The sequence below is a fragment of the Actinobacillus genomosp. 1 genome (genome assembly GCF_029774175.1).
Classification (GTDB): Bacteria; Pseudomonadota; Gammaproteobacteria; order Enterobacterales; family Pasteurellaceae; genus Actinobacillus.
Genome location: NZ_CP103834.1, coordinates 1,512,446 through 1,536,034, shown reverse-complemented (window position 1 = coordinate 1,536,034; position 23,589 = coordinate 1,512,446). Strand labels below are relative to the sequence as shown.

The window sequence follows — 23,589 nt, the reverse complement described above, 5'->3', positions numbered from 1 at the left end:
TTCGGCTAAGTTGATCAGGATCACAATACTCATAAAATAGCCTGAATTAGGTATATAAGAGATAGAGGAGATATTTTTCATTAAATAGGAAAAAGGCATATATGCAATAAATCATATATGCCGATATTTATACCTACACCAAGCGGTCTAAATTTTCGTTAAATTTGCCATTTTAGCAATCAACCACTTAATGCCGTTACCGGCAAAAGCGATTTGTAAACGGGTCGCTTCGCCGCTGCCTTCTACATTGATAATCGTGCCTTGTCCGAATTTAGCGTGCTGTACTTTTTGCCCCATTTTCCAGCTATTGTCTTCTAAACAAGAAGCGGTCGTTTTTGCCGAATTTTTTGCAAAAGGTGTGCTTTGGGCAAAACTTGCCGCACGATTGATGGAGCCTCTCAAACGCACTTCTCGAATATGTTGTTCAGGCAACTCGGCAATAAAACGAGAGGCGATATGACGCTCTTCTTTGCCGTATAAACGTCTAAGTTCGGCATAACTAATCGTCAATTTTTTCTTCGCTCGGGTAATGCCGACGTAAGCCAAACGGCGCTCTTCTTGTAGTCTGCCTTCGTCAAAACTCATTCCGCTCGGGAAAATTCCTTCTTCCACACCCACCATAAATACACGGGGGAACTCTAAACCTTTTGCCGAATGTAACGTCATTAGTTCGACATAATCCTGATGCGGGGAGGCTTGCGCTTCGCCGGCTTCTAATGAGGCGTGAGTTAAAAATGCGGTGAGATCCGACATTTCTTCCGCTTCATCAGGCTTGCTGAATTGCTTGGTAGCGGTGACCAACTCTTCTAAGTTCTCGATACGAACTTCGCCTTTTTCCCCTTTTTCTTGTTTATACATTTCGTATAAACCGGATTTTTTTATTACAAAATCGGTTTGTTCAAACAGTGGCATTTGTTCGGTTTCTTGTTCGAGTGCATTAATCAATTCGACAAAACGCAGTAAGGCGGAAGCGGCTCTGCCGGACAGTTGTTCTTCCTGTACTGCCACTTGAATCGCCTGCCATAAGGTTATTTGGCGATTACGGGTAATTTGACGAATCGTATCTAACGTGCGTTCGCCAATTCCTCTTGGCGGTGTGTTAATCACTCGTTCAAATGCCGCATCATCTTGGCGATTAGCAATCAAGCGTAAATATGCCAGCGCATCTTTGATTTCTTGGCGTTCGAAGAAACGCATACCGCCGTAAATACGGTAAGGAATATTAGCTTGAATCAATGCTTCTTCAATCACACGAGATTGGCTGTTACTACGATATAACACCGCACATTCGTTTAGGCTGCCTTCGTCTTCTTTCCATTGTTTGATTTGTGAAGCAACAAAACGAGCTTCGTCCAATTCGTTGAAAGCACAATAAATTTCAACCGGATCGCCATCGCCTTGATCGGTCCATAAATTCTTACCCAAGCGGTCTTCGTTATTGGAAATCAATTCGTTAGCAGTGGCAAGAATATGCCCGGTTGAACGGTAATTTTGCTCAAGACGAATAGTTTCCGCTTTTTGGTAGTCATTTAAGAAACGCTGAATATTTTCAACCTGCGCACCACGCCAGCCGTAAATCGATTGGTCGTCATCGCCGACAATCATCACGTTACCGGTTTTACCGGCAAGCAGACGGATTAAGTCGTATTGAATATTGTTGGTATCTTGGAACTCATCGATCAAAATCTGCTGAAAACGTTGTTGGTAGCGTTGCAAAATCGGCGGTTTGTCTCGGAAAAGTTCATAAGCTCGAATCAATAATTCAGCAAAATCTAGCAAACCGGCACGATCACAGGCATCTTGATAGATTTGGTAGATTTGAACTAATTTCTTCTCGTTCGGATCGTTATGATGATCAATATCTTTTGGGCGTTTTCCTTTATCTTTTTGCGCACTGATATACCACGCCACGTGTTTCGGCGGGAAATGTTTTTCATCAATATTGTGCAGCTTTAACAAGCGTTTCAGTAAACGTTGCTGATCTTCGCTATCCATAATTTGGAAATCTTGCGGCAGATTGGCATCAAGATAATGCGAACGTAATAAGCGGTTAGCAATGCTGTGGAATGTACCGACCCACATACCGAACAGGCGGTGATGGCTGCTGGAAGAAAGGGTATGTTCGATACGATGACGCATTTCCGCTGCCGCTTTATTGGTAAAGGTGACCGCTAGAATATTCGATTCCGGTACGTTTTCTACACCGATTAACCATGCAATACGATGGGTCAGTACCCGTGTTTTACCGGAACCGGCTCCCGCCAATACTAAATAATTGCCCAACGGCGCAGCGACAGCCTCTCGCTGCTTATCATTTAAACCGTCTAATAATAAAGAAAAATCCATTACCGCCTCGTATTTAATTAATGTTCGTTTATACAGTTAATCCTATTATAGATCAAAGCGGTCGAATTTTTATAAAATTTCTCAAAATATATATTTTGGATTTTTATAAATGCTTTTAAATATAAATATTTTTAAATATAAATGCTTTTTTATCTGTCACAACTAAATTGTAAATTCAAGAATAAACGCTTTTTTCATACTAATATATTGATTATAATCAATTCGGAGTTTCTAAAGATTATAACTTCAACTAAATAATAAGCGTTTTTATTTATTAAATTACAGTGATATTAAGGCTTAATTATGTAATTTATATTAATTATTTTTAAGAGTGATTTTTTTATGAAGATTAATAATATATCAAAAATAGCCGGCTCTAGTTTTGTAGGTATGGCTGTTTTATCTATGCCGGTTCATGCAGAAAATAACGTTGTAAGCTGGGGAAAGTTATCTAAACCCGGTGATAGTATGTATATACAATTTGGTCTCAGTGATGAAAGGGTAGAAGAGTTAAAAGAAGATGCGAAAAATTACCCAAGAGAAGCTCAGTGGTTTACAGAAGGCGGTGGTGTTTTACAGTCGCAAGAACAAGATAAGGTACTTGAAGGTCAGCAGATAGGTGAAAGAGTAAGTAGTATAATTGATGCATATGATGAGGGAGAGCCATTCCGTGTTAAGAACAGCCCTGTTAAGTACCCTGCTGACCTAACACCAATAAGCGAATTAACTATTCAACTAGAGCGAGGAGTAAAATATAGCTTAAAGAACTTTTTCTTAAGAGGCACATCACTGCCTTCCGCTAAAGGAATTGGTCCGACTCTTTTAGCTCCTTATGATCCGCTGAATAATGAAAGAGATGCGAAAGCTCAAAGTAATCTAGCCGGTGCTACAGCTTATGGAACGGATTCTGAAGCTAAGGGGTTAATGTCCACAGCTTTAGGTTTTGGTTCTTTATCTTTAAATAACTTTGCGACCGCTATCGGTGCTTATGCTACGGCTGAAGGACAAGATTCTACGGCGGTGGGTAAATTTTCTCATGCTTTGGGACAATCCTCTTCGGCTTATGGTCATCTAGCTAGTGCCCAAGGATTAGCATCTTCCGCATTCGGGCATTTAGCAATTGCCGAAGGCGAATCAGCTACCGCAACAGGACACCTTGCAGTAGCTCAAGGTGACCGTTCTTCCGCTTATGGTAACGGTGCGAAAGCTGCCGGTGAACAGTCTTCAGCGGTAGGTTATCTATCTACGGCGGAAGGCGATAAGTCATCCGCTTTCGGTTCTTATGCGAATGCACTTAGCGAAAGTAGTTCGGCTTATGGGTTCTCATCTATAGCTAAAGAGATTGGAGCTTCCGCTTATGGGACTTTATCTATAGCGAATGATAAAGGGGCTTCCGCTTATGGGACTTTATCTATAGCGAATGGTGAAGGGGCTTCCGCTTACGGCCATAATGCATTCGCTGAATGGAATGCTGCATCAGCTTATGGGGAAAACTCATATGCTACTGGAGGAGCCTCTGCATTCGGTCACTCATCTCAAGCAAGTGGGTGGTATTCTTCTGCTTTCGGTAGTCGCTCAATATCAGAAGGTAGCGCTTCCTCTGCTTTTGGTGATTCGGCAATGGCAGAAGGAGATCATTCTTCCGCTTTTGGTAGCTCTGCAATGGCAGTAGGGAGCACTTCTTCAGCTTATGGTCATAAAGCGATCTCTTATGGCCGAGGTTCTTCAGCTTATGGTAATAATGCATTTGCTTATGCTAGTAGCGCTTCTGCATTCGGTATAAGTAGTCAGGCATTAGATTTTGCTTCTGCCGCTTATGGTGCGGGAGCATATTCATTAGGTAAGGCTTCCACTGCGATAGGGATGTTTGCTCACGCCAATGGTTCATTCTCATCGGCATTCGGTGCCATGTCAAAAGCTGACAGTGAATTTTCAACAGCAACAGGATTCTCGGCAAGAGCCGATGAATTATATACAACCGCTACTGGTGCTTTTTCGCACGCAGAAAAAGCATCCGCTTCGGCTTACGGGAATTTCTCTAGTGCGACGGGTGAAGCTGCTTCGGCATTCGGTTATTTAGCAATGGCGCACCAAAATAATGCTACTGCAATGGGTAGTATTGCATTAGCCGAAGGAAATAACGCTACTGCGATTGGTACGCACACCATCGCTAAGTTAGATAATAGCGTGGCTTTAGGCAGTGAGTCCGATACCGGAGATCAAGCTGCATTCGATAAAGTAAAAGAAGCAAAATTCGCAGAAAACTTGAAAGCCAAAGTAGATAATCAGGATGTAACTACAGACTGGGCAGGTAAAACGGCGCACTCTGTTGTTTCCGTAGGTAGAGATGAATATAAAGATAAAGATAAAAGTATCGCTAGTTTAGAACGTCGTATTACTCATGTAGCGGCAGGGAATATTACTGCAAACTCAACGGATGCGATTAACGGTTCTCAAATTTATTCTATCGTGAAAGCGCTTAAGGATTTCGTACAACCTGCGCCAAATCCGGCACCGAATCCTAACCCGGTACCAAACCCTAACCCGGCACCGAATCCGACCGAAACTGTAAAAGTTGAAGGCAGTGGCAATATTTCGGTTACCACCGTAAATAAAACCGCAACCGTTAGCCTAAATAAAGATGTGAATTTAGGTGAAAGCGGTAGTTTGGTTGCCGGTGATACTAAAGTTTCTGACAAAGGTATAAGTTTTGCCGACTCACTGGTAAGCTTAACTTCGGACGGTCTAAATAACGGAGATAAAAAAGTTACTAATGTTGCGGCGGGAGAAGTTAGCGCAAACAGCAAGGATGCGGTAAACGGAACCCAATTACATGCAACAAACCAAAATGTGACGAACTTACAAAATGAAGTCGCAAAAGGTTGGAATCTTGAAACGACTACTGTGGACGGCTCCGTAAGCAAATCTAACGTTAAGATGGGAGATACCGTTAAAGTGAAAGCGGGTAATAATATCGAAATCACTCAAAACGGTTCAAATATCGCTATTGCAACATCTAAAACACCAAGTTTCGATTCGGTGAAAGTAGGTAAAGGCGATAACACGGCAACTATCGAAACCGTAAAAGATAATTACGGCTCTGCACTTAAAGTAAGCGGTGCGAACGGTCAATCTACTCGAATCACTAATTTAGCAGACGGTAAAGCCGATAGTGATGCAGTTAATGTAGGTCAATTGAAACGTGCTACCAATAATATTAACCGTAGACTTGATCGCGTAAACAAAGATTTACGTGCAGGTATTGCAGGTGCAATGGCAATGGGAAATCTATATCAAGCTAATATGCCTGGTAAATCTATGGTTTCTGCGGGTGTAGGTACTTATAAAGATCAAGGCGCAATTGCAGTAGGTTATTCTCGTTTATCGGATAACGGTAATATCGGTGTGAAAATCTCTGTAAACGGTAATACTCGTGGAGATACCGGTGCGGCGGCAAGTTTTGGTTACCAATGGTAATAGAGATTTGTTTGATTAATTAAGTTGATTTTACTTTAATAAACAAGCGGTCGATTTTTTATAAAATCCGACCGCTTTTTTATAGTTATAGAAAATGATAATTATTTTTATTTTATTATTGAAAAGCATCTTGGGTTAATATTGAGAAAGGATAATCAATTAGGTTAAATATTTTTAAAGGAAAAGAATAAAATAATATGCTTTTCGTATATAAAAGTATGGTATAGATAAAAATAGTTACCGATAATTTTTGAAAAATAATCGGTAACTATTTTTTATATTTACAATTCTATAATGGATAAAACTCGTTTATTTACTTCACTAATAAATCAACGAGATATTTCTATAAATTCACAACATATTTGCCGACGCCGAGATCGTCTTCTTTACGAGTACGAGCAATCACGCTTGCCGCCGATTCGACCACACGTAAACCCATTTCGTCTTCGGTACGAACCACATCGCCGCGTAATGAGTTGGTATAAACATCGGTGATTTTAATATCGACAAATTTACCAATCATATCCGGTGTGCCTTGGAAGTTCACAATTCGGTTGTTTTCGGTACGACCGGTTAATTCCATAATATCTTTTTTCGACGGGCCTTCCACCAATACACGTTGTTCCGTGCCTAACATTGCACGGCTGAATTGCATAGCTTGGTGATTGATACGTTGTTGTAAACGTGCTAAACGCTCTTTTTTCTCTTCTTCCGAAATATCATCCGGTAAGTCAGCTGCCGGTGTACCCGGACGAGCAGAGTAGATAAAGCTGAAGCTCATATCGAAGTTTACTTGCTCGATTACTTTCATTGTTTGTTCGAAATCTTCCGCCGTTTCACCCGGGAAACCAACGATAAAGTCCGAACTGATCTGAATATTCGGACGAACTTCACGTAATTTACGAATGATCGCTTTATATTCTAATGCCGTATGGTTACGTTTCATCATGGTTAATACGCGATCCGCACCGCTTTGAATTGGTAAGTGTAAGAAGCTCACTAATTCAGGCGTGTCGCGATAAACTTCAATGATGTCATCGGTAAATTCAATCGGGTGACTGGTGGTGTAGCGTACACGGTCGATACCGTCAATCGCAGCGACTAAACGAAGCAATTCGGCAAAGGTACAAATACCGCCGTCAAAGGTTTCGCCGCGGTAAGCATTTACATTCTGACCAAGTAAGTTCACTTCACGTACGCCTTGTTCCGCTAATTGTGCGATTTCAAATAATACGTCATCCACCGGGCGAGAAACTTCTTCACCGCGCGTATAAGGCACTACACAGAATGAGCAGTATTTATTACAACCTTCCATAATTGAAACGAAAGCGGTCGGGCCTTCGGCACGAGGTTCCGGTAAGCGGTCAAATTTTTCAATTTCTGGGAAAGAAATATCGACAATCGCACGATCTCCGCCACGGATTTTGTTGATCATTTCCGGTAAACGGTGCAATGTTTGCGGGCCGAATACGATATCAACGAATGGTGCACGATCACGAATGTGTTCACCTTCTTGCGATGCTACGCAACCGCCCACGCCGATAATTAGATCCGGTTTATCTTTTTTCCAGTTTTTCCAACGACCGAGTTGTGAGAATACTTTTTCTTGTGCTTTTTCTCGGATTGAGCAAGTATTAAGTAATAATACGTCCGCTTCTTCCGGTTTGTCAGTCAGTTCTAAACCGTGTGTTGAATTTAAAAGATCCGCCATTTTTGATGAGTCGTACTCATTCATTTGGCAGCCCCAGGTTGTAATATGCAATTTCGCCATAATCTTTTAAAAAATAATAAATATATCAATAAGTTAAAAATAAAAGCGTAAAGAGAGAATCCCTTTACGCACAAGTTTCGTTTATTGTACCCGTTTGCTTATTTTTTCGCTATAAATAAATAAAATTAGCAAAAAAATGCCACGATATTTCACTACCGTGGCACTTACTTATATTACTAAATCAATTATTTAGTTAAGGTTAATACAACGCTTTCGCCTGCAACAACTTGACCGACTTTCTTGTCTAAATTGCTGATTTCATCCATATTAGAAATGACTATCGGTGTCAGTACTGATTTAGCTTTGCCTTCGAGTAATTCTAAGTCAAACTTAATAATCGGCTCGCCGACTTTTACCGATTGACCTTCTTGTGCCACGCGGGTAAAACCTTCACCTTTTAATTCCACCGTATCGATACCGAAGTGAACGAATAATTCAACACCTTCTTCCGATTCGATTGAAAATGCGTGATTGGTTTCAAAGATTTTACCGATTGTGCCGTTTACCGGCGCAACAATAGTGTCTGAATTCGGACGAATAGCAACGCCGTCGCCTACGATTTTCTCTGAAAATACCACATCCGGTACGTCTTCGATGTTTACGATTTCACCTGAAAGAGGAGAATATACTTTAACCTCTTTTGCGGCTGCTTGTTTTGATCCGAATAATTTGTCGAAAAAGCCCATAGAAATCTCCGTTATTTTAATAATAGACAAAATACCCGTACATTCTATACGAGAATCTTGTCTTTGTATGCCATTTATTGAAAATTAGTTCAGTTTAGCGTAAAAGTCATTGACTAGTTTTTCAATATCCGCTGCGGTCGGTTGAGCTAATGCCTCGTCCGCTAATGCTTTCGCATCGGCATAGTTGATTGAACGAGCAAGTTTCTTAACATGAGGAACGGAAATCGCACTCATACTGAATTCGTCTAAGCCCATACCTAATAATAATGCGGTCGCACGAACATCGCCGGCTAACTCGCCGCACATACCGGTCCATTTACCTTCAGCATGTGAAGCGTCAATTACTTGTTTGATTAAGTTCAATACCGATGGACTTAACGGATTATATAAATGTGCAATAATTTCGTTACCGCGATCAACCGCTAAAGTATATTGGGTTAAGTCGTTAGTACCGATACTGAAGAAATCCGCTTCTTTCGCAAGATGACGAGCATTGACTGCAGCAGACGGCGTTTCGACCATGATACCTAATTGAAGGTTTTCATCGAATGCTTTACCTTCGGCACGGAGCTGTGCTTTTAATTCCGCAACGATGGCTTTTAATTCACGAATTTCTTCAACCGAGATAATCATCGGGAACATAACCGCTAATTTACCGAATGCCGATGCACGTAACACCGCACGTAATTGCGTATCTAAGATTTCACGACGTGTTAAACCGATACGCACCGCTCGCCAACCTAAGAACGGATTCATTTCTTTCGGTAAGTTTAGGTACGGTAACTCTTTATCGCCGCCGATATCCATGGTACGCAGTACAACTTGTTTACCGTTCATTGCTTCGACAATTTCTTTATAGGCTTCAAATTGTTCGTCTTCGCCCGGTAATTCGCTGCGATCCATAAACAAGAATTCGGTACGATATAAACCGACTGACTCACCGCCGTTACGTAATACGCCGTCCACATCACGGATTGTACCGATGTTACCTGCGACTTCGATACGGTGACCGTCTAAAGTTTCCGCCGGTAAATCTTTTAATTTCGCAAGTTCGGCTTTTTCCGCTGCAACGCGTTCTTGAATCGCTTTAAATTCGGCAAGTGCCGCATCGGAAGGATTAATATGAATTTGGTTATTTACCGCATCCAAAATTAATGTATCGCCGGTTTTAACACGAGCGGTAATATCGTTTGTACCGACAATGGCGGGAAGTTCTAATGAACGAGCCATAATTGAAGTATGCGAAGTACGACCGCCGATATCGGTAATAAAACCTAACACTTTATCTAAATTTAATTGTGCGGTTTCGGAAGGCGTTAAGTCGTAAGCAACTAAAATAACTTCCTCTTGAATATCACCTAAATCGATGATGTGCATATTTAAAATATTGCGTAATAAACGGTTACCGATATCACGAATATCGCCGGCACGTTCTTTTAGGTATTCGTCATCAATTTCTGCCAACATAGATGCCTGCATATCAATAACTTTACTTGCCGCAACATCCGCCGTTACAAGATTATCCGCAATATAGCCCAGAATTTCTTCTTCCAGCTCTTCATCTTCCAAGATCATTAAATGACCTTCAAAGATAGCTTCTTTTTCTTCACCGAGAGTACGTTTTGCTTTCTCTTTAATTGCTGTTAATTGTGCCGCCGCTTTTTCACGACCGGCAAAGAATTTTGCTTTTTCAGCGTCAATTTGATCTGCTGTAATTTTTTTAGTATTGAGTACAATAGGTTCTTCTTTCAATACAAGTGCTTTACCGAATACAACACCCGGAGAAGCAGCGATACCTGTAATCATAATATGTCCTTGTCTAAAAGTGATTAAATGCTTACATAGCACAATACAACCCTATTCCATCCCTATTTCTAAAATAGGAAAGGCAATAGGGCTGCTTTACAATAATAAGAATCTGAAAAGGATTATTCTAAAGTAGGGATTAAATCTACTAAGAAATCAACCGCTTTTTGCTCATCTTCACCTTCAGCAGAAATAGTGATTGTTGTACCTTGAGTTAAACCTAATGTTTGAAGTTTAAACAGACTTTTAGCACTTGAGCTTTTACCGCCGGAAGTTACCGTAATATCCGATGCAAAACCTTTAGCCGCTTTAACGAACTCGGCCGCAGGGCGAGTATGTAAACCGTTAGGTGCAGTAATAACAACGTCTTTTGAGTACATATAAGATTCCTCTTAAATTTTTAAAGTGAAAAAAATCGGTTTAAGTAATTAAAACCCATTACTATTTGTGCTAACTTTACTACAAAAAAGATCTAAAAACACGCTTAAAACCTGAAAATCTTTTGATAAATATTAAATATACGCGTATTAATTAATCAAAAGGAGTGAATTTTGCCTCATGTCAATTTTTAGGAAATAAGTATTAATTAAACGATTGCGCAAAAAATAGTTGAGAACATGACAAAATTTCTTCACCCGTTTATGACAAAGGAAAATCTCACTCGTTCCTTATCAAAAAGCACCGCTTGGTTGGTATATGGCATCATTGTAACGGTTTACGCAATGAGCTTATTCGCCTTGATAGCGCACCGACAAGATGACGGTATGTGGAGCTTTTTCGATGTATTGCCGATTCTGAAATATAGCGGTTTACAAGCCGGATTATCCGCCGGACTTTCTTGCATCTTAGGCATCTTATTAGCCAGAGCCTTCTTTTATTTAGATTTTTTCGGGAAAGCTTATCTTTATAAAATTCTCTCTTTTGTTTGGGCGTTGCCTTCGCTTGTCGTTATTTTTGCGTTAATCGGCTTCTGGGGAAATTCAGGTTGGATGGCGAAGTTTTTGCAGGGGATAGGTATTGAATGGCAATTCAAATTGTACGGTTTACACGGTATCTTACTTGCCCATGTCTTTTTTAACGTACCGCTGGTGACAAAATATTGTGTAGAAAGTTTGCAGCTTATACCAAGCAGCCAACATCGTTTAGCGGCTCAAATGAATTTGAAAGGTTGGTCTTATTTTAAGATCGTTGAATTACCGATGTTAAGCGGGATGTTACCTTATGCTTTTGCCAACGTCTTTTTAATTTGTTTTACCAGTTTTCCAATCGTTCTCATGTTAGGCGGCAGTCCGAAATACAGCACTTTGGAAGTTGCTATCTATCAAGCGGTGACTTTTGAGTTTGATTTTGCAAAAGCGGTCATATTGATTATGGTGCAATTAGCGGTAGGTATTTTATTACAACTGTTAATGGATTTTACCACCAAGTATGCTTTTAATAACGCCAAACAATATACGCCGGTGGTGGATATGATTTGGAAACCTAAGCCAATCGGTTGGCAAAAGAAAGGATTGCAAATCGTACTGCTGTTGCAAAGTTTATTGATTATTTTACCGCTTGCCAGTGTGATTTGGTCCGGTATTTCCGTTTCCAATTTAAGTGAGCGACTATTAAATTCGGCGTTATGGGAAGCCGCTTGGTTTTCATTATTGCTGAGTTTAATCGCATCCGGTTCGGTATTATGTATTGCCTATTTATTAGCGTTGGAAACCAGACAGCTGGCATTTAAACATAAAAAATTGCAATATAGTATTTTGAGCGGTGTCGCGACTTACCCTTTGATTTTACCGGTATTTCTTTTAGCGGTCGGTTTATTTCTATTGCTAATGGAGATTGAATTAAGCACATCTCACTTATTATGGTTAGTCGGTATTTGTAACGGCTTAATTCTATTACCTTATATTTATCGTCTTATTTTTGCCGCAATGTGGCATTCACTTACCGCACAAGATAAATTAGCACGCAGTTTAGGGCTAAGCGGGTTTCGCCGTTGGTGGATTGTGGAAAAAAATTATTTAATTAGGCCGCTTATCGGTGCGTTTGCCCTAGCAATGTCTTCTAGCTTAGGAAGTTTTGCGGTTATTGCTTTTTTCGGAAGCCCGGATTTTAGCTCGTTACCTTATTTGTTATATCAACAACTCGGCAGTTATCGAACCGAAGATGCGGCGGTGACCGCTTTAGTATTGATGCTATTCACCTTATTACCGTTTTTATTTATAGAACAAAAAGAGAAACTTAAATGATTCGTTTGGATGTCCGTTTTGATTATGAACAAATCCCAATGCATTTTGTGCTGGAAGTACCAAAGGGACAACGTGTTGCGATTGTTGGGGAAAGCGGCGCAGGCAAAAGCACCTTATTAAATTTGATTGCCGGTTTTGAGCAGCCGACAAGCGGTCAAATTTGGCTGAATAATTGCAATCATACCGCAACACAAGTGGCTGAACGTCCCGTTTCGATGTTATTTCAAGATAACAATGTTTTTCCGCATCTTACAGTTGAACAAAATATCGGGTTAGCTCTGATTCCTAGTTTAAAACTCAATAGCGATCAGAAAGCGCAAGTAAAACAGATCGCCGAGCAAATGGGAATCGCCGATTTATTGAATAGACGAGCGGATCAACTTTCCGGCGGACAAAAGCAACGAGTAGCGTTGGCGAGAACTTTATTACGTAAACAGCCGATTTTACTGCTCGATGAGCCGTTTTCAGCACTTGATCCTAAACGTAGAAACGAACTTCAAGCATTAGTAGCGGAAATTTGCCGACAACAAAATTTAACCTTATTGATGGTCACTCACCAATTTGAAGAAAGTAAATCGTTATTTGATCGTATTTTAATGATCGAAAACGGAAAAATTTTAACGGATAAATTAATTGTCTGACTGATTTTACTTTTACTTAATTCATTATGTTTTGTATGTATTTTATACTGTGCAAAGGGCTGAATTTACTAAAATTGTGATCTAATCGACAAAACTAAAACGTTTTAGCAGAATTTTCTGTTTTAGCTAAAACGTTTTAGTTAAAATATAATCATTAAATTTTTGATATAAAAAAATAGGTGGCAAACTATGAACTTCCCGAAAATTGCGGAGCAAACGATCGAGAAACTCGGTGGTAAAAGCAATATCACAACGCTGGCGCACTGTGCAACACGTTTACGTTTAACCCTTGCAGACGAGTCAAAAGTAGATAAACAAGCGATTGAGAATATCGAAGGTGTTAAAGGTCAATTCTCAACCAGCGGTCAATACCAAATTATTTTTGGTTCAGGTACGGTAAACAAAGTACACGCTGAGATGCAAAAACAAATGGGTATCGGCGATATGAGTACATCTGAAGTGGCGGCGGCAGGTGCGGCTAATCAACCGTTATTACAACGCTTAGTAAAAGGGTTAGCGGATATTTTCGTGCCGATCATTCCTGCAATCGTGGCAGGCGGTTTGCTGATGGGTATCCACTCAATGCTGACTTCGGTCGGCTTCTTCTGGGAAGGTGAGTCTGTTGCGACCAAATATCCTGAATTTGCGGATTTAATTGATTTTATCAACACCATTGCAAATGCACCGTTTGTATTCTTACCGGTATTACTGGGTTTCTCAGCAACGCGTAAATTCGGTGGTAACCCGTTCTTAGGTGCGGCACTCGGTATGTTATTAGTTCACCCTGCATTAGCGGACGGTTGGAACTATGCGAAAACCTTAATGGAAGGTAACATCAAATACTGGAACGTACTTGGTTTTGAAATTGAAAAAGTCGGTTATCAAGGTACGGTAATCCCAACTATCGTTTCTGCTTGGGTGTTAGCAACGCTTGAAAAAGGTTTCCGCAAATTTGTACCTTCTTATTTAGATAACCTTGTGACACCGATGATGTCTTTATTCATCGCAGGTGTGTTAGCCTTCACGGTAATCGGTCCGTTCGGCCGTGAAGCGGGTTCGGCTATTTCAGCAGGCTTAACTTGGTTATACGACAGCTTAGGTTTTATCGGCGGCGCAATCTTCGGTACATTCTATGCACCAATCGTCATCACCGGTATGCACCAAACTTTCATTGCGGTAGAAACACAATTATTAGCGGAAGTGGCGAACACCGGCGGTACGTTTATCTTCCCAATTGCTGCAATGTCTAACATCGCACAAGGTGCGGCGTGTTTAGGTGTGGCGTTCGCAATGAAAGATGCGAAAGTACGCGGTTTAGCCGTGCCGTCCGGTATCTCAGCATTATTAGGTATCACAGAGCCGGCAATGTTCGGTGTGAACTTACGTTACCGTCAAGCATTTATCGCTGCAATGATCGGTTCAGGTTTAGCGTCTGCGTTTATCGCATTCTTTAACGTGAAAGCGATTGCATTAGGTGCGGCAGGTTTCTTAGGTGTGCCTTCAATCAAACCGGACAGCCTCGCAATGTACTCTGTAGGTATGGCAATTTCATTTATCGTTGCGTTCTCAATCTCAGCGGTATGGGTGAAAAAAGCACAAGCTAAAAAATAATTTAGCAGTAGAATAATAGAGAAAGTCCCTAAATCTTATGGTTTAGGGGCTTTTCGTTTATGCAATAAGCGGTTAAATTTGTTCGATTTTTTGCAAATGGAAGTTTAACCGCAGAATACACGGAACTTCACAGAAAACGATAGTATAAATATTCCCGTAACCAATCAATTGCATTAAAAAGGGCGTACTCGGCACGCCCCTACTTTAATATTGCAGATTTTTAGTGAAATCCAACCGCTTGTTTTGGCTTACTTATAAAACTCAATACCGGAAATGCTGTTGGTGACACGGGTTCCCGCTTTACCGGCTACAATATCTTGAATATCGGAAAGTGAGCCGATTGCGGCGTCTTTACCGGTTGCTTTAACAAAGTTAATCACCGCCTGTACTTTTGGTCCCATTGAACCTGGTGCAAATTCGTCCGCCAGTTTTTCCAATTCCGTTGGGTTTGCTTTGGCAATTTGTAATTGATCCGGTTTGTTGAAGTTCACGCATGCCGCTTTGACATCAGTTGCGATAATAAATAAATCCGCATCCAGTTGTTGTGAAATCACCGCAGTGGCAAGATCTTTATCTACCACCGCTTCCACACCTTGTAATTTACCTTGTGCATCACGAATACTCGGTACGCCGCCACCGCCACCGCAAATTACGATTTGATCTTGTGCTAATAACGCTTTTACCGCTTCAATACCGGTTACCGATTGCGGTTTCGGACTTGGCACCGCTCGGCGGTAATATTGACCGTCCGCCATTACCGTCCAACCTTTTTCAGCGGCGAGTTTTTCCGCTTCTTCTTTTGAGTAAACCTGTCCGATCGGTTTGCTCGGTTTGGCAAAAGCCGGATCTTTCGCATCAACAATCACTTGAGTGACTAAGGTTTGCGTCGGATGTTCCGGCACGAGATTGGTCAGTTCTTGTTGTAACATATAACCGATCATACCGACGGTTTGCGAAACTAACACGTCAAGCGGATAAGGCTCGATTTTGTTATCAATCGCGTGGTAAGCGGCGTGTTGTAATGCGCTTAATCCGACTTGAGGACCGTTACCGTGTGAAATGACTAATTCATTATTCGGTTTGATTTTTGCTAACTGTTCTGCGGCGATTTTGATATTTGCAGACTGGTTTTGGGCGGTCATCGGCTCACCGCGTTTTAATAAAGCGTTACCGCCTAAAGCTACTACGATTTTCATGTTTGTTCCTTTTTCTACTTCTTACGCTAAGCTTGCGACCATGACCGCTTTGATAGTGTGCATACGGTTTTCCGCTTGTTCGAATGCGACGTTTGCCGGCGATTCGAAGACGTCTTCGGTTACTTCGATACCGTTTGCCAGAGCCGGATATTTTTCGGCAACTTGTTTACCGATTTTCGTTTCGCTGTTATGGAATGCCGGTAAGCAGTGCATAAATTTCACTTTCGGATTACCGGTACGTTTCATGAGTTCCGGCGTAACTTGATACGGCATTAGCATATCGATACGTTCGCCCCAAGTTTCAAGCGGCTCGCCCATAGATACCCAAACGTCGGTATGTACGAAATCCACCCCTTTTACTGCGGTATCGATATCGTCGGTTACGGTAATTCTTGCGCCGCTTTCTGCTGCAAATTTTTGGCACATTTCAACTAGGCTGTCTTCCGGTAATAATGCTTTCGGCGCACAGATACGCACGTCCATTCCTAATTTTGCACCGATTAACAGTAATGAATTTCCTACGTTGTTACGCGCATCACCGATATAAACATAACTGATTTGGCTTAACGGTTTTTCACAATTTTCAATCATAGTGAGTACATCGGCTAACATTTGAGTCGGGTGGAATTCATCGGTTAAACCGTTGAATACCGGCACACCGGCATATTGAGCAAGCTCGTTTACCACCGATTGTTTGAAACCGCGATATTCAATCGCATCGTACATTCTGCCCAATACGCGCGCGGTATCTTTCATTGATTCTTTATGCCCGATTTGAGATGAGGTCGGATCGATATAAGTTACGTGTGCACCTTGGTCATAAGCCGCCACTTCAAATGCACAACGGGTACGGGTTGAGGTTTTTTCAAAGATTAATGCAATATTTTTGCCTTTTAATCGTTGTTGCTCGGTTCCTGCATATTTTGCACGTTTTAAATCACGGGATAAGTCTAATAAGAATTTAATTTCACGTTCAGTGTGATTTACAAGGCTGAGTAAGTGTCTATTTTTAAGGTTAAATGCCATGATATTGCTCCTGTGTTCGCTATAAGTAAAAAGATTTAAAAATTTGACCGCTTGTATAAGTGAAATAACTTATTCGAGATCGTGAGTGAATAAAATGTGGAATCGCAAGATGAGAATGCTTTGAAATGAAATGGATAAACACAGCAAAAGAATTCGCTATTTTATCCGTTATGCCTTTTGAGAGCATAAAAAGGGTAGGGTTTAACATTTTTACTCCTAAAAATTTGTGGGGTTGGTACTTGAGAGTCGCCATTAACCTTTCTCGTAGAAGTAGGCGCGTAATTCTAACAAAGCAAACGTTTGCTATCAAGTTGTTAATTATTAGATAATGCAAATTGAATAATAACGCTTTTATTTTGCATTTTTATTCATTAAATACAAGTTGTTTATTAATAATTAAATAAAAATTTATAGGAGTATGATGGTAGCGTTCGGTTAAGCAATAAGCGAACTGATGCTAAATCGCTTAACGAGGACGAAAAAGTTTGTTAAGAATCAGAACGGTTAATGAGACCGGCCAGGTAACCGCAATCAATAAACTGATTAAGACCGATTTAAAGAAGCCAAGGCGAAAAAACTGTACAAAAAAAGTAATTAGAAAACAAACCGGAATGGCAAGCAGATAAATTTCGATCATAGATCCTCCGAGACGAAAAGTAACATCCGAATATTAGCATTTTTGTCGGAATTGAGTAACAGATCGTCTGATTTCTGCTGAAATTTAGAGAAGATTAATGAAATATTTTAACTTTTGAAAAAATAACACTAAAGTGTTAATCTGTTTTTGATCAAATGCAAAGAATCGCGGCACTAGCTCAAGTACACTTGCATTCAGTGATTATTTATTTTTAATTTTTGGAGTTTATATGCTTTATGCAGAATTTTTGCTTTTATTAGCATTCCTCTATGCCGGTAGCCGTTACGGCGGTGTAGGTTTAGGGGTAGTTTCGGGTATCGGTCTATTTGTCGAAGTATTCTTCCTCGGTATGCCGCTTTCAAAAGCACCGATTGATGTAATGTTGGTAATTTTAGCCGTGGTAACTTGTGCGTCGGTACTCGAAGCGGCGGGCGGTTTGAAATTTATGCTTCAAATTGCCGAACGTATCTTACGTAGTAACCCAAGACGTATCACTTTGCTCGGACCGATTGTTACTTATATCATGACTTTAATGTTAGGTACCGGCCACTCGGTTTATTCAATCATGCCGATTATCGGTGACATTGCGTTAAAAAATAAAATTCGTCCGGAACGCCCGATGGCGGCGGCATCGGTTGCATCGCAATTAGGGATTACCGGTAGCCCGCTTTCAGCAGCAGTAGCTTATTACTTAACCGAAATTACCAAATTACCGGGTTTTGAAGGCGTTACACTTTTAAATATCGTAGCGGTAACTATGACGGCAACGTTCGTCGGTGTGCTTGCAATGTGTTTATATAGCTTACGTCGCGGTAAAGAGCTTGAAGATGATCCGGAATATCAACGTCGTATGCAAGACCCTGTATTGCGTAAACAAATTGAAGAAACCAGCTCGACTTCATTAGACGAACAATTACCGGCAAGTGCGAAAAATTCCGTTTATCTATTCTTAGCGGCAATTGCTACCATCGTAATTATTGCAATGGTTCCTGCAATTAAACCGGTAATGGCGGATACGGGTAAGACAGCTGGTATGGATAAAATCATTCAAATCGTAATGCTTACTTTCGGCGGTTTAATTTTAGTATTGACTAAAACCGATGTGAAAAAAGTACCGAACGGTGTGGTATTCAAATCCGGTATGGTGGCGACCATCGCAATCTTCGGTATTGCATGGATGAGTGATACCTATTTCAGTTATGCTATGCCTTCATTTAAAGCGGGTGTAACCGAAATGATTAAAGCGCAACCTTGGACATTCGCATTCGCATTATTTGCAGTATCTGTGGTGGTAAACAGCCAAGCGGTAACTGCGAAAATGTTATTACCGGTCGGTATTGCAATCGGTTTACCTGCTCCGTTATTAGTCGGTTTAATGCCGGCAACTTATGCGTACTTCTTTATTCCTAACTATCCGTCAGATATCGCAACCGTAAACTTTGACGTGACAGGTACAACGAAAATCGGTAAATACTACTTTAACCACAGTTTTATGGCACCGGGTTTGGTTGGTGTAATCGTAGCGTGTTGTGTAGGTATCGCATTAGCTAATATTCTTATTTAATCAATCAAATAAATTAAGCGGTTCGATTTTGTAAAATTTAAGCAAAATCGGACCGCTTATTTTTTTATGCTATAAACCTAATTGGCTGAGTTTATCCGCTTCTTCTTTGAATTGCATGATAGCGTTTTTATCAAAGAAATATTGAGTACCGCAACACTCGCATTGCATATCGATTACGCCGTTTTTCTCGGCAAGCATTTCATCGATTTCTTCCATCGGTAACAGTAAAATCGCGTTACCCGAACGTTCGCGAGAACAGCCGCAATGGAATTTGGTATCTTGCGGCGGATAAACTTCTACGTGTTCTTCATGATATAGACGGAACAACAATTCTTCCGCTTCTAAGCCGAATAATTCTTCGTCTTTCACCGTTTCGGCAAGTGTCATCAAATGCTCGAAATCTTCCGGCGTACCGGTACCGTCCGGCATAATCTGTAATAATAAACCGCCGGCGACCGCTTTGCCTTCATATTCACCGGTGCGAATGACCAAATGGGTTTGAAGTTGTTCCGAACGAATGAAATAATCTTCTAAACATTCACGAATGGTCGGTTTGTCTAAGGCGATTACACCTTGGTAACGCTCACCGTTATTCGGCATAATCGAAATGACTAATACGCCGTTACCGATCATTTCACTTAAGGTTGCATTGTCTGCGATTTCCGCTTGGGTACGCGCTAATGCACGTAATTGTTGTTGCTCGTTACCGTTTACCACCGCCAATTTGAGTGGGCCGTCACCCTGAATTTGGACGGTAATCGTCCCTTCAAATTTCATAATCGCAGTGAGTAGGCTGGTTGCGACCAACATTTCGCCTAATAAATTTTGTACCGCCTTCGGATATTGGTGGGTATTCAGCGTTTCGGTAAAAGTATCGTTTAAACGAACCCATTCACCACGCACGGCGCGGTTTTGGAATAAATAGCGATAAAGTTTGTCGTTGTCTTTTGTATAACTCATGGTTTTTCCTAGTGAAAGCGGTAGGATTTGCAAAAAAATTTGCAAATTTGACCGCTTGTTAAAATAAAAGAAGGCACACGTAAAACGTGCACCGTAGAAGTTTTTTCAATATGGAGATCAAGTTAGTGTATTACAATATTTGATCTTTAAATTTTACTAGATCGCGACGTTCTTTTTTATTCGGTCGGCGATCCGGATGCGGCATCGAAAGCGCATTCGCTTTGCGGGCAAAGGTGATCGCTTCACGTTGCTTAATACTTTTTTCGGTTTCTTGGTAAAGCAATTGCGCTTCCGGTGCGCCTCGGCGTTGGTCGCTGAGTGCAGTGACAATTACTTCTTTTTCATCATTACCTTGGCGCAATTTAATTGTTGCGCCGACTTCAACCGTTTTACTGGTTTTGGCTCGCTGTCCGTTATAATGCACTTTTCCGCCTTCGATCATCGCTTTGGCAATCGAACGTGTTTTGTAAAAACGAGCAGCCCACAGCCATTTATCCAGACGAACTTCATTATCTCGTTCCGTTGTATGTTTCATGAAAAACACCTAATTGTGATTTTTAACTCAATTTGAACGTAAATGATTTTATTTATGTTGAATTTACTGCATAAATTTCAATAAATTTTATCATAAAATATGGTATCTTTAGAAAATTAAATAGCAATAATGAGAATATCTTATGACCACAGAGCGTAAGCTTCCGGAAATTCTTTCGGTAGCAACGATTGCCAAAACACGAATCTTTGAAGTACAAGCTGTCGATTTACGTTTTTCTAACGGTGAAGAACGTCAGTTTGAGCGTTTAACGCCGCAACGTCGTTCTTCCGTGATGGTCATTCCGATTCAAGATCAGCATCTTATTTTCATCAAAGAGTATGCGGTAGGCTCAGAGCGCTATGAGTTAGGGTTCCCGAAAGGGATTGTTGATCCGGGCGAGGAGCCAATAGCCAGTGCCAATCGAGAACTACAAGAAGAAATCGGTTTCGGTGCAAAAAGGATTGAATTTTTACGTTCGCTTTATACCGGCCCGAGTCATATGTTCGGTTTAATGCATTTATTCATAGCCGAAGATCTTTATCCGTCCAAATTAGAAGGCGACGAGCCGGAACCTTTGGAAATAGTACGTATCCCATTAGCAAAGATAGATGAATTATTGGCTGATTCGAATTTTGCAGAATCAAGAAATTTATCCGCCCTGTTTATGCTAAGAGACTATCTGGCAAGCGGTCGGAAATAAGGAAAGTTTAGTATGCAACCATTAAATTCAACGCTGTTGGAAGCGGTTAAACGGATAGCGATAGAGGCGGGAGAACATCTTAAACGTTTTTATCAGTGTTCGGTACAAGTTAAAATGAAAGCGGATCACACGCCGGTGACGGAAGCGGATCTGTTTATTAGTAAATTTGTTACGGAACAATTGCATCAATTAACGCCGGGGATACCGGTTTTATCCGAAGAAAATTGTAATATTGCATTAGCGGATCGTCAGGCTTGGCAAGAATATTGGATCATCGATCCGCTAGACGGTACGCAACAGTTTATCGATCGTACCGATCAATTTTCTGTCGTAATCGGATTAGTTCAGCACAATTGTCCGGTATTGGGGGTGATTCATGCCCCGATTTTGGATAAAACTTATTTTACTATGCGATCAAGCGGCGCGTTTTTGCAAGAAAACGGCGAAATTAGACCGCTTGCCGGTCATCGAGGTTTGCTCAAGGCTGATCGCTTAACAATTACCATGGGCGCATCAGCGCAAAATGCGGTGTTAAATTCGGTGGATAACGCTTATCAGGCGGAAATTTTACAATACGGTTCCAGCAGTTTAAAAGCCGGTTTGCTGGCGGAAGGTAAAGCGGATTGTTATGTACGTTTCGGCGATACGGGCGAATGGGATACTGCGGTAGCGGAAGTTTTACTTTCGGAAGTCGGTGGCAAAATTTTTAATTTGAAGTTTGAACCGCTTACTTATAATCGACGCGCAACTTTTATCAATCCTTATTTTGTTATGGTTGCGGACAAACAATTAGCTTGGGAACAAATCTTCCGGTTTAATTCAAAATAGTTATTTGTATTCCTTTTTAAAATATTACATATTGATTAAATAATTCAGACATTCGGGATAAAAAGAAAAATGAATATCGAAAATAGTTGTATTGTTATTTTTGGTGCATCGGGTGATTTAACTTTCCGTAAGTTAATTCCGGCACTTTATAACTTGTTTAGAGTGGGTCGTTTAGGACAACATTTCTCAGTATTGGGTGTGGCTCGTTCCGAGCTAACGGATGATTCTTTCCGTACCAAAATGCGTGACGCCTTAATTAAATTCGAAAAGGCGGAAGGTCAAGAGTTAGAAGATTTTTGTACCCATTTGTATTATCAAGCGGTGAATACGTCCGAGGCGTTGGATTATGCCAAATTACTGCCTCGTTTAGATGAGCTGCATGATAAATACGGTAGTTGCGGTAATACGCTTTATTATCTTTCTACGCCGCCGAGTTTATACGGCGTGATTCCGGAATGTTTAGCCGCACACGGTTTAACTACCGAAGAATACGGTTGGAAACGTATCATCGTAGAAAAACCGTTCGGTTATGATATTAAAACCGCCAAAGAATTGGATGAAAAAATCCATCACTACTTTGAAGAACACCAGATCTACCGTATCGACCACTATTTAGGCAAAGAAACGGTACAAAACTTATTGGTATTGCGTTTTTCAAACGGCTTATTCGAGCCTTTATGGAACCGTAACTTTATTGATTACGTAGAAATTACCGGTGCGGAAGCGATTGGCGTAGAAGAACGTGGCGGATATTATGACGGTTCGGGCGCAATGCGCGATATGTTCCAAAACCACTTGTTACAAGTATTAGCCATGGTTGCGATGGAGCCGCCAGCAATTATTAACGCCGATTCAATGCGTGATGAAGTAGCGAAAGTGCTGCATTGTTTACATCCATTAACTGCTGAAGATGTAAAAAATAATGTGGTACTCGGACAATATGTAGCGGGTGAAGTGGATGATCAGATGGTTGTCGGTTACTTAGCGGAAAAAGGCGTACCGGCGGATTCGAATACCGAAACCTATATGGCGATTAAGTGTGAGATTGATAACTGGCGTTGGGCGGGCGTACCGTTTTATGTGCGTACCGGTAAACGTTTACCGACCCGTGTCACCGAAGTGGTAATTCATTTTAAAACCACGCCGCATCCGGTGTTCAGCCAAAATGCGCCGGAAAATAAATTAATTATTCGAGTGCAGCCGGACGAGGGTATCTCAATGCGTTTCGGCTTGAAAAAACCGGGAGCAGGTTTTGAAGCGAAAGAAGTTTCAATGGACTTCCGTTATTCAGATTTAAGTTCGGCTTCTAGCTTATTAACCGCTTATGAGCGTTTATTATTAGATGCGTTGAAAGGTGATGCGACTTTATTTGCACGTACCGATGCGGTACATGCTTGCTGGAAATTCGTTCAGCCGATTTTAGATTATAAAGCGGGACGAGGCAGAGTATATGAGTATGAAGCCGGCACTTGGGGGCCGACCGAAGCGGATAAACTTATCGCCAAACACGGTAAAGTTTGGCGTAAACCGTCAGGTGTAATGAAGAAAAAAGTATAAATTTA

General features: G+C 41.0%; 18 protein-coding genes. 8 read left to right on the top strand and 10 right to left on the bottom strand.

Features of this window, described 5'->3' with window-relative positions; all coding sequences use genetic code 11:
* Positions 1 to 147: 147 nt before the first annotated feature.
* Entirely contained in the window at positions 148 to 2,346 is a 2,199-nt protein-coding gene (uvrD, locus tag NYR63_RS07025; RefSeq protein ID WP_279456900.1) for a DNA helicase II, read from the bottom strand.
* A gap of 468 nt (positions 2,347 to 2,814) precedes the next feature.
* Between uvrD and NYR63_RS07020 the strand changes: the two genes are divergently transcribed.
* Positions 2,815 to 5,823 (top strand): YadA-like family protein, encoded by a 3,009-nt coding sequence (locus NYR63_RS07020; RefSeq protein ID WP_279456899.1) that lies wholly within the window; start codon positions 2,815 to 2,817, stop codon positions 5,821 to 5,823.
* A 343-nt stretch (positions 5,824 to 6,166) separates the two neighbouring features.
* Here NYR63_RS07020 and miaB read toward each other — a convergent pair whose 3' ends face one another.
* From miaB to ptsH, 4 genes are all read right to left on the bottom strand, one after another.
* Positions 6,167 to 7,594: a tRNA (N6-isopentenyl adenosine(37)-C2)-methylthiotransferase MiaB gene (gene miaB, locus NYR63_RS07015; protein ID WP_005617789.1), complete on the bottom strand. Its 1,428-nt coding sequence runs from the start codon at positions 7,592 to 7,594 to the stop codon at positions 6,167 to 6,169.
* 185 nt (positions 7,595 to 7,779) lie between these two features.
* Complete coding sequence (gene crr, locus NYR63_RS07010) at positions 7,780 to 8,280, bottom strand: PTS glucose transporter subunit IIA (protein ID WP_279456898.1); 501 nt, start codon at positions 8,278 to 8,280, stop codon at positions 7,780 to 7,782.
* An 84-nt stretch (positions 8,281 to 8,364) separates the two neighbouring features.
* A complete protein-coding gene (gene ptsI / locus NYR63_RS07005; protein WP_279456897.1) occupies positions 8,365 to 10,086 on the bottom strand; it encodes a phosphoenolpyruvate-protein phosphotransferase PtsI in 1,722 nt (573 codons plus the stop codon).
* Positions 10,087 to 10,208: 122 nt separating this feature from the next.
* Positions 10,209 to 10,466: a phosphocarrier protein Hpr gene (gene ptsH / locus NYR63_RS07000; protein ID WP_005598406.1), complete on the bottom strand. Its 258-nt coding sequence runs from the start codon at positions 10,464 to 10,466 to the stop codon at positions 10,209 to 10,211.
* A gap of 237 nt (positions 10,467 to 10,703) precedes the next feature.
* Between ptsH and thiP the strand changes: the two genes are divergently transcribed.
* The 3 genes from thiP (at position 10,704) to NYR63_RS06985 (ending at position 14,581) form a co-directional block, all read left to right on the top strand.
* A complete protein-coding gene (gene thiP, locus NYR63_RS06995) occupies positions 10,704 to 12,329 on the top strand; it encodes a thiamine/thiamine pyrophosphate ABC transporter permease ThiP (RefSeq protein ID WP_279456896.1) in 1,626 nt (541 codons plus the stop codon).
* Positions 12,326 to 12,970 carry a thiamine ABC transporter ATP-binding protein gene (gene thiQ / locus NYR63_RS06990; RefSeq protein WP_279456895.1) on the top strand — a complete coding sequence of 215 codons (645 nt, stop codon included), beginning with the start codon at positions 12,326 to 12,328 and terminating at the stop codon, positions 12,968 to 12,970. The genes thiP and thiQ overlap by 4 nt, the downstream gene beginning before the upstream one ends.
* 189 nt (positions 12,971 to 13,159) lie before the next feature.
* The gene (locus tag NYR63_RS06985) at positions 13,160 to 14,581 is read left to right on the top strand and encodes a sucrose-specific PTS transporter subunit IIBC (protein ID WP_279456894.1); all 1,422 of its coding nucleotides are present in this window, start codon (positions 13,160 to 13,162) and stop codon (positions 14,579 to 14,581) included.
* Between the two features lie 248 nt (positions 14,582 to 14,829).
* Here NYR63_RS06985 and arcC read toward each other — a convergent pair whose 3' ends face one another.
* The 3 genes from arcC to NYR63_RS06970 all read right to left on the bottom strand — a co-directional run bounded on the left by arcC (position 14,830) and on the right by NYR63_RS06970 (position 17,440).
* Positions 14,830 to 15,777 carry a carbamate kinase gene (gene arcC, locus NYR63_RS06980; RefSeq protein ID WP_279456893.1) on the bottom strand — a complete coding sequence of 316 codons (948 nt, stop codon included), beginning with the start codon at positions 15,775 to 15,777 and terminating at the stop codon, positions 14,830 to 14,832.
* Positions 15,778 to 15,798: 21 nt separating this feature from the next.
* On the bottom strand, positions 15,799 to 16,803 hold the full coding sequence (locus NYR63_RS06975) for an ornithine carbamoyltransferase (protein WP_279456892.1): 1,005 nt from the start codon (positions 16,801 to 16,803) through the stop codon (positions 15,799 to 15,801).
* A gap of 466 nt (positions 16,804 to 17,269) precedes the next feature.
* Positions 17,270 to 17,440 carry a GhoT/OrtT family toxin gene (locus tag NYR63_RS06970; RefSeq protein WP_279456891.1) on the bottom strand — a complete coding sequence of 57 codons (171 nt, stop codon included), beginning with the start codon at positions 17,438 to 17,440 and terminating at the stop codon, positions 17,270 to 17,272.
* Positions 17,441 to 17,669: 229 nt separating this feature from the next.
* Here NYR63_RS06970 and NYR63_RS06965 point away from each other — a divergent pair, with 229 nt between their 5' ends.
* The gene (locus NYR63_RS06965) at positions 17,670 to 19,004 is read left to right on the top strand and encodes an anaerobic C4-dicarboxylate transporter (protein ID WP_279456890.1); all 1,335 of its coding nucleotides are present in this window, start codon (positions 17,670 to 17,672) and stop codon (positions 19,002 to 19,004) included.
* Positions 19,005 to 19,073: 69 nt separating this feature from the next.
* Here the strand turns inward: NYR63_RS06965 and hslO are convergent, their stop codons facing one another.
* On the bottom strand, positions 19,074 to 19,964 hold the full coding sequence (gene hslO / locus NYR63_RS06960; RefSeq protein WP_279456889.1) for an Hsp33 family molecular chaperone HslO: 891 nt from the start codon (positions 19,962 to 19,964) through the stop codon (positions 19,074 to 19,076).
* A gap of 130 nt (positions 19,965 to 20,094) precedes the next feature.
* Positions 20,095 to 20,499 carry a ribosome-associated heat shock protein Hsp15 gene (gene hslR, locus NYR63_RS06955; protein ID WP_279456887.1) on the bottom strand — a complete coding sequence of 135 codons (405 nt, stop codon included), beginning with the start codon at positions 20,497 to 20,499 and terminating at the stop codon, positions 20,095 to 20,097.
* A 142-nt stretch (positions 20,500 to 20,641) separates the two neighbouring features.
* Here hslR and nudE point away from each other — a divergent pair, with 142 nt between their 5' ends.
* From nudE to zwf, 3 genes are all read left to right on the top strand, one after another.
* Positions 20,642 to 21,199, top strand: coding sequence for an ADP compounds hydrolase NudE (nudE, locus tag NYR63_RS06950; RefSeq protein ID WP_279456885.1), 558 nt, complete (start codon positions 20,642 to 20,644; stop codon positions 21,197 to 21,199).
* 12 nt (positions 21,200 to 21,211) lie between these two features.
* Positions 21,212 to 22,027, top strand: coding sequence for a 3'(2'),5'-bisphosphate nucleotidase CysQ (cysQ, locus tag NYR63_RS06945; protein WP_279456883.1), 816 nt, complete (start codon positions 21,212 to 21,214; stop codon positions 22,025 to 22,027).
* 69 nt (positions 22,028 to 22,096) lie between these two features.
* Positions 22,097 to 23,584, top strand: a complete 1,488-nt coding sequence (gene zwf / locus NYR63_RS06940) for a glucose-6-phosphate dehydrogenase (protein ID WP_279456880.1) — start codon at positions 22,097 to 22,099, stop codon at positions 23,582 to 23,584.
* The last annotated feature ends 5 nt before the right edge of the window (positions 23,585 to 23,589 follow it).

What these genes read in the sequence shown, in the direction of transcription:
- uvrD (WP_279456900.1), bottom strand. Translation starts at nt 2,346, where the DNA reads ATGGATTTTTCTTTATTATTAGACGGTTTAAATGATAAGCAGCGAGAG.
- NYR63_RS07020 (WP_279456899.1), top strand. Translation starts at nt 2,815, where the DNA reads ATGTATATACAATTTGGTCTCAGTGATGAAAGGGTAGAAGAGTTAAAA.
- miaB (WP_005617789.1), bottom strand. Translation starts at nt 7,594, where the DNA reads ATGGCGAAATTGCATATTACAACCTGGGGCTGCCAAATGAATGAGTAC.
- crr (WP_279456898.1), bottom strand. Translation starts at nt 8,280, where the DNA reads ATGGGCTTTTTCGACAAATTATTCGGATCAAAACAAGCAGCCGCAAAA.
- ptsI (WP_279456897.1), bottom strand. Translation starts at nt 10,086, where the DNA reads ATGATTACAGGTATCGCTGCTTCTCCGGGTGTTGTATTCGGTAAAGCA.
- ptsH (WP_005598406.1), bottom strand. Translation starts at nt 10,466, where the DNA reads ATGTACTCAAAAGACGTTGTTATTACTGCACCTAACGGTTTACATACT.
- thiP (WP_279456896.1), top strand. Translation starts at nt 10,704, where the DNA reads ATGACAAAATTTCTTCACCCGTTTATGACAAAGGAAAATCTCACTCGT.
- thiQ (WP_279456895.1), top strand. Translation starts at nt 12,326, where the DNA reads ATGATTCGTTTGGATGTCCGTTTTGATTATGAACAAATCCCAATGCAT.
- NYR63_RS06985 (WP_279456894.1), top strand. Translation starts at nt 13,160, where the DNA reads ATGAACTTCCCGAAAATTGCGGAGCAAACGATCGAGAAACTCGGTGGT.
- arcC (WP_279456893.1), bottom strand. Translation starts at nt 15,777, where the DNA reads ATGAAAATCGTAGTAGCTTTAGGCGGTAACGCTTTATTAAAACGCGGT.
- NYR63_RS06975 (WP_279456892.1), bottom strand. Translation starts at nt 16,803, where the DNA reads ATGGCATTTAACCTTAAAAATAGACACTTACTCAGCCTTGTAAATCAC.
- NYR63_RS06970 (WP_279456891.1), bottom strand. Translation starts at nt 17,440, where the DNA reads ATGATCGAAATTTATCTGCTTGCCATTCCGGTTTGTTTTCTAATTACT.
- NYR63_RS06965 (WP_279456890.1), top strand. Translation starts at nt 17,670, where the DNA reads ATGCTTTATGCAGAATTTTTGCTTTTATTAGCATTCCTCTATGCCGGT.
- hslO (WP_279456889.1), bottom strand. Translation starts at nt 19,964, where the DNA reads ATGAGTTATACAAAAGACAACGACAAACTTTATCGCTATTTATTCCAA.
- hslR (WP_279456887.1), bottom strand. Translation starts at nt 20,499, where the DNA reads ATGAAACATACAACGGAACGAGATAATGAAGTTCGTCTGGATAAATGG.
- nudE (WP_279456885.1), top strand. Translation starts at nt 20,642, where the DNA reads ATGACCACAGAGCGTAAGCTTCCGGAAATTCTTTCGGTAGCAACGATT.
- cysQ (WP_279456883.1), top strand. Translation starts at nt 21,212, where the DNA reads ATGCAACCATTAAATTCAACGCTGTTGGAAGCGGTTAAACGGATAGCG.
- zwf (WP_279456880.1), top strand. Translation starts at nt 22,097, where the DNA reads ATGAATATCGAAAATAGTTGTATTGTTATTTTTGGTGCATCGGGTGAT.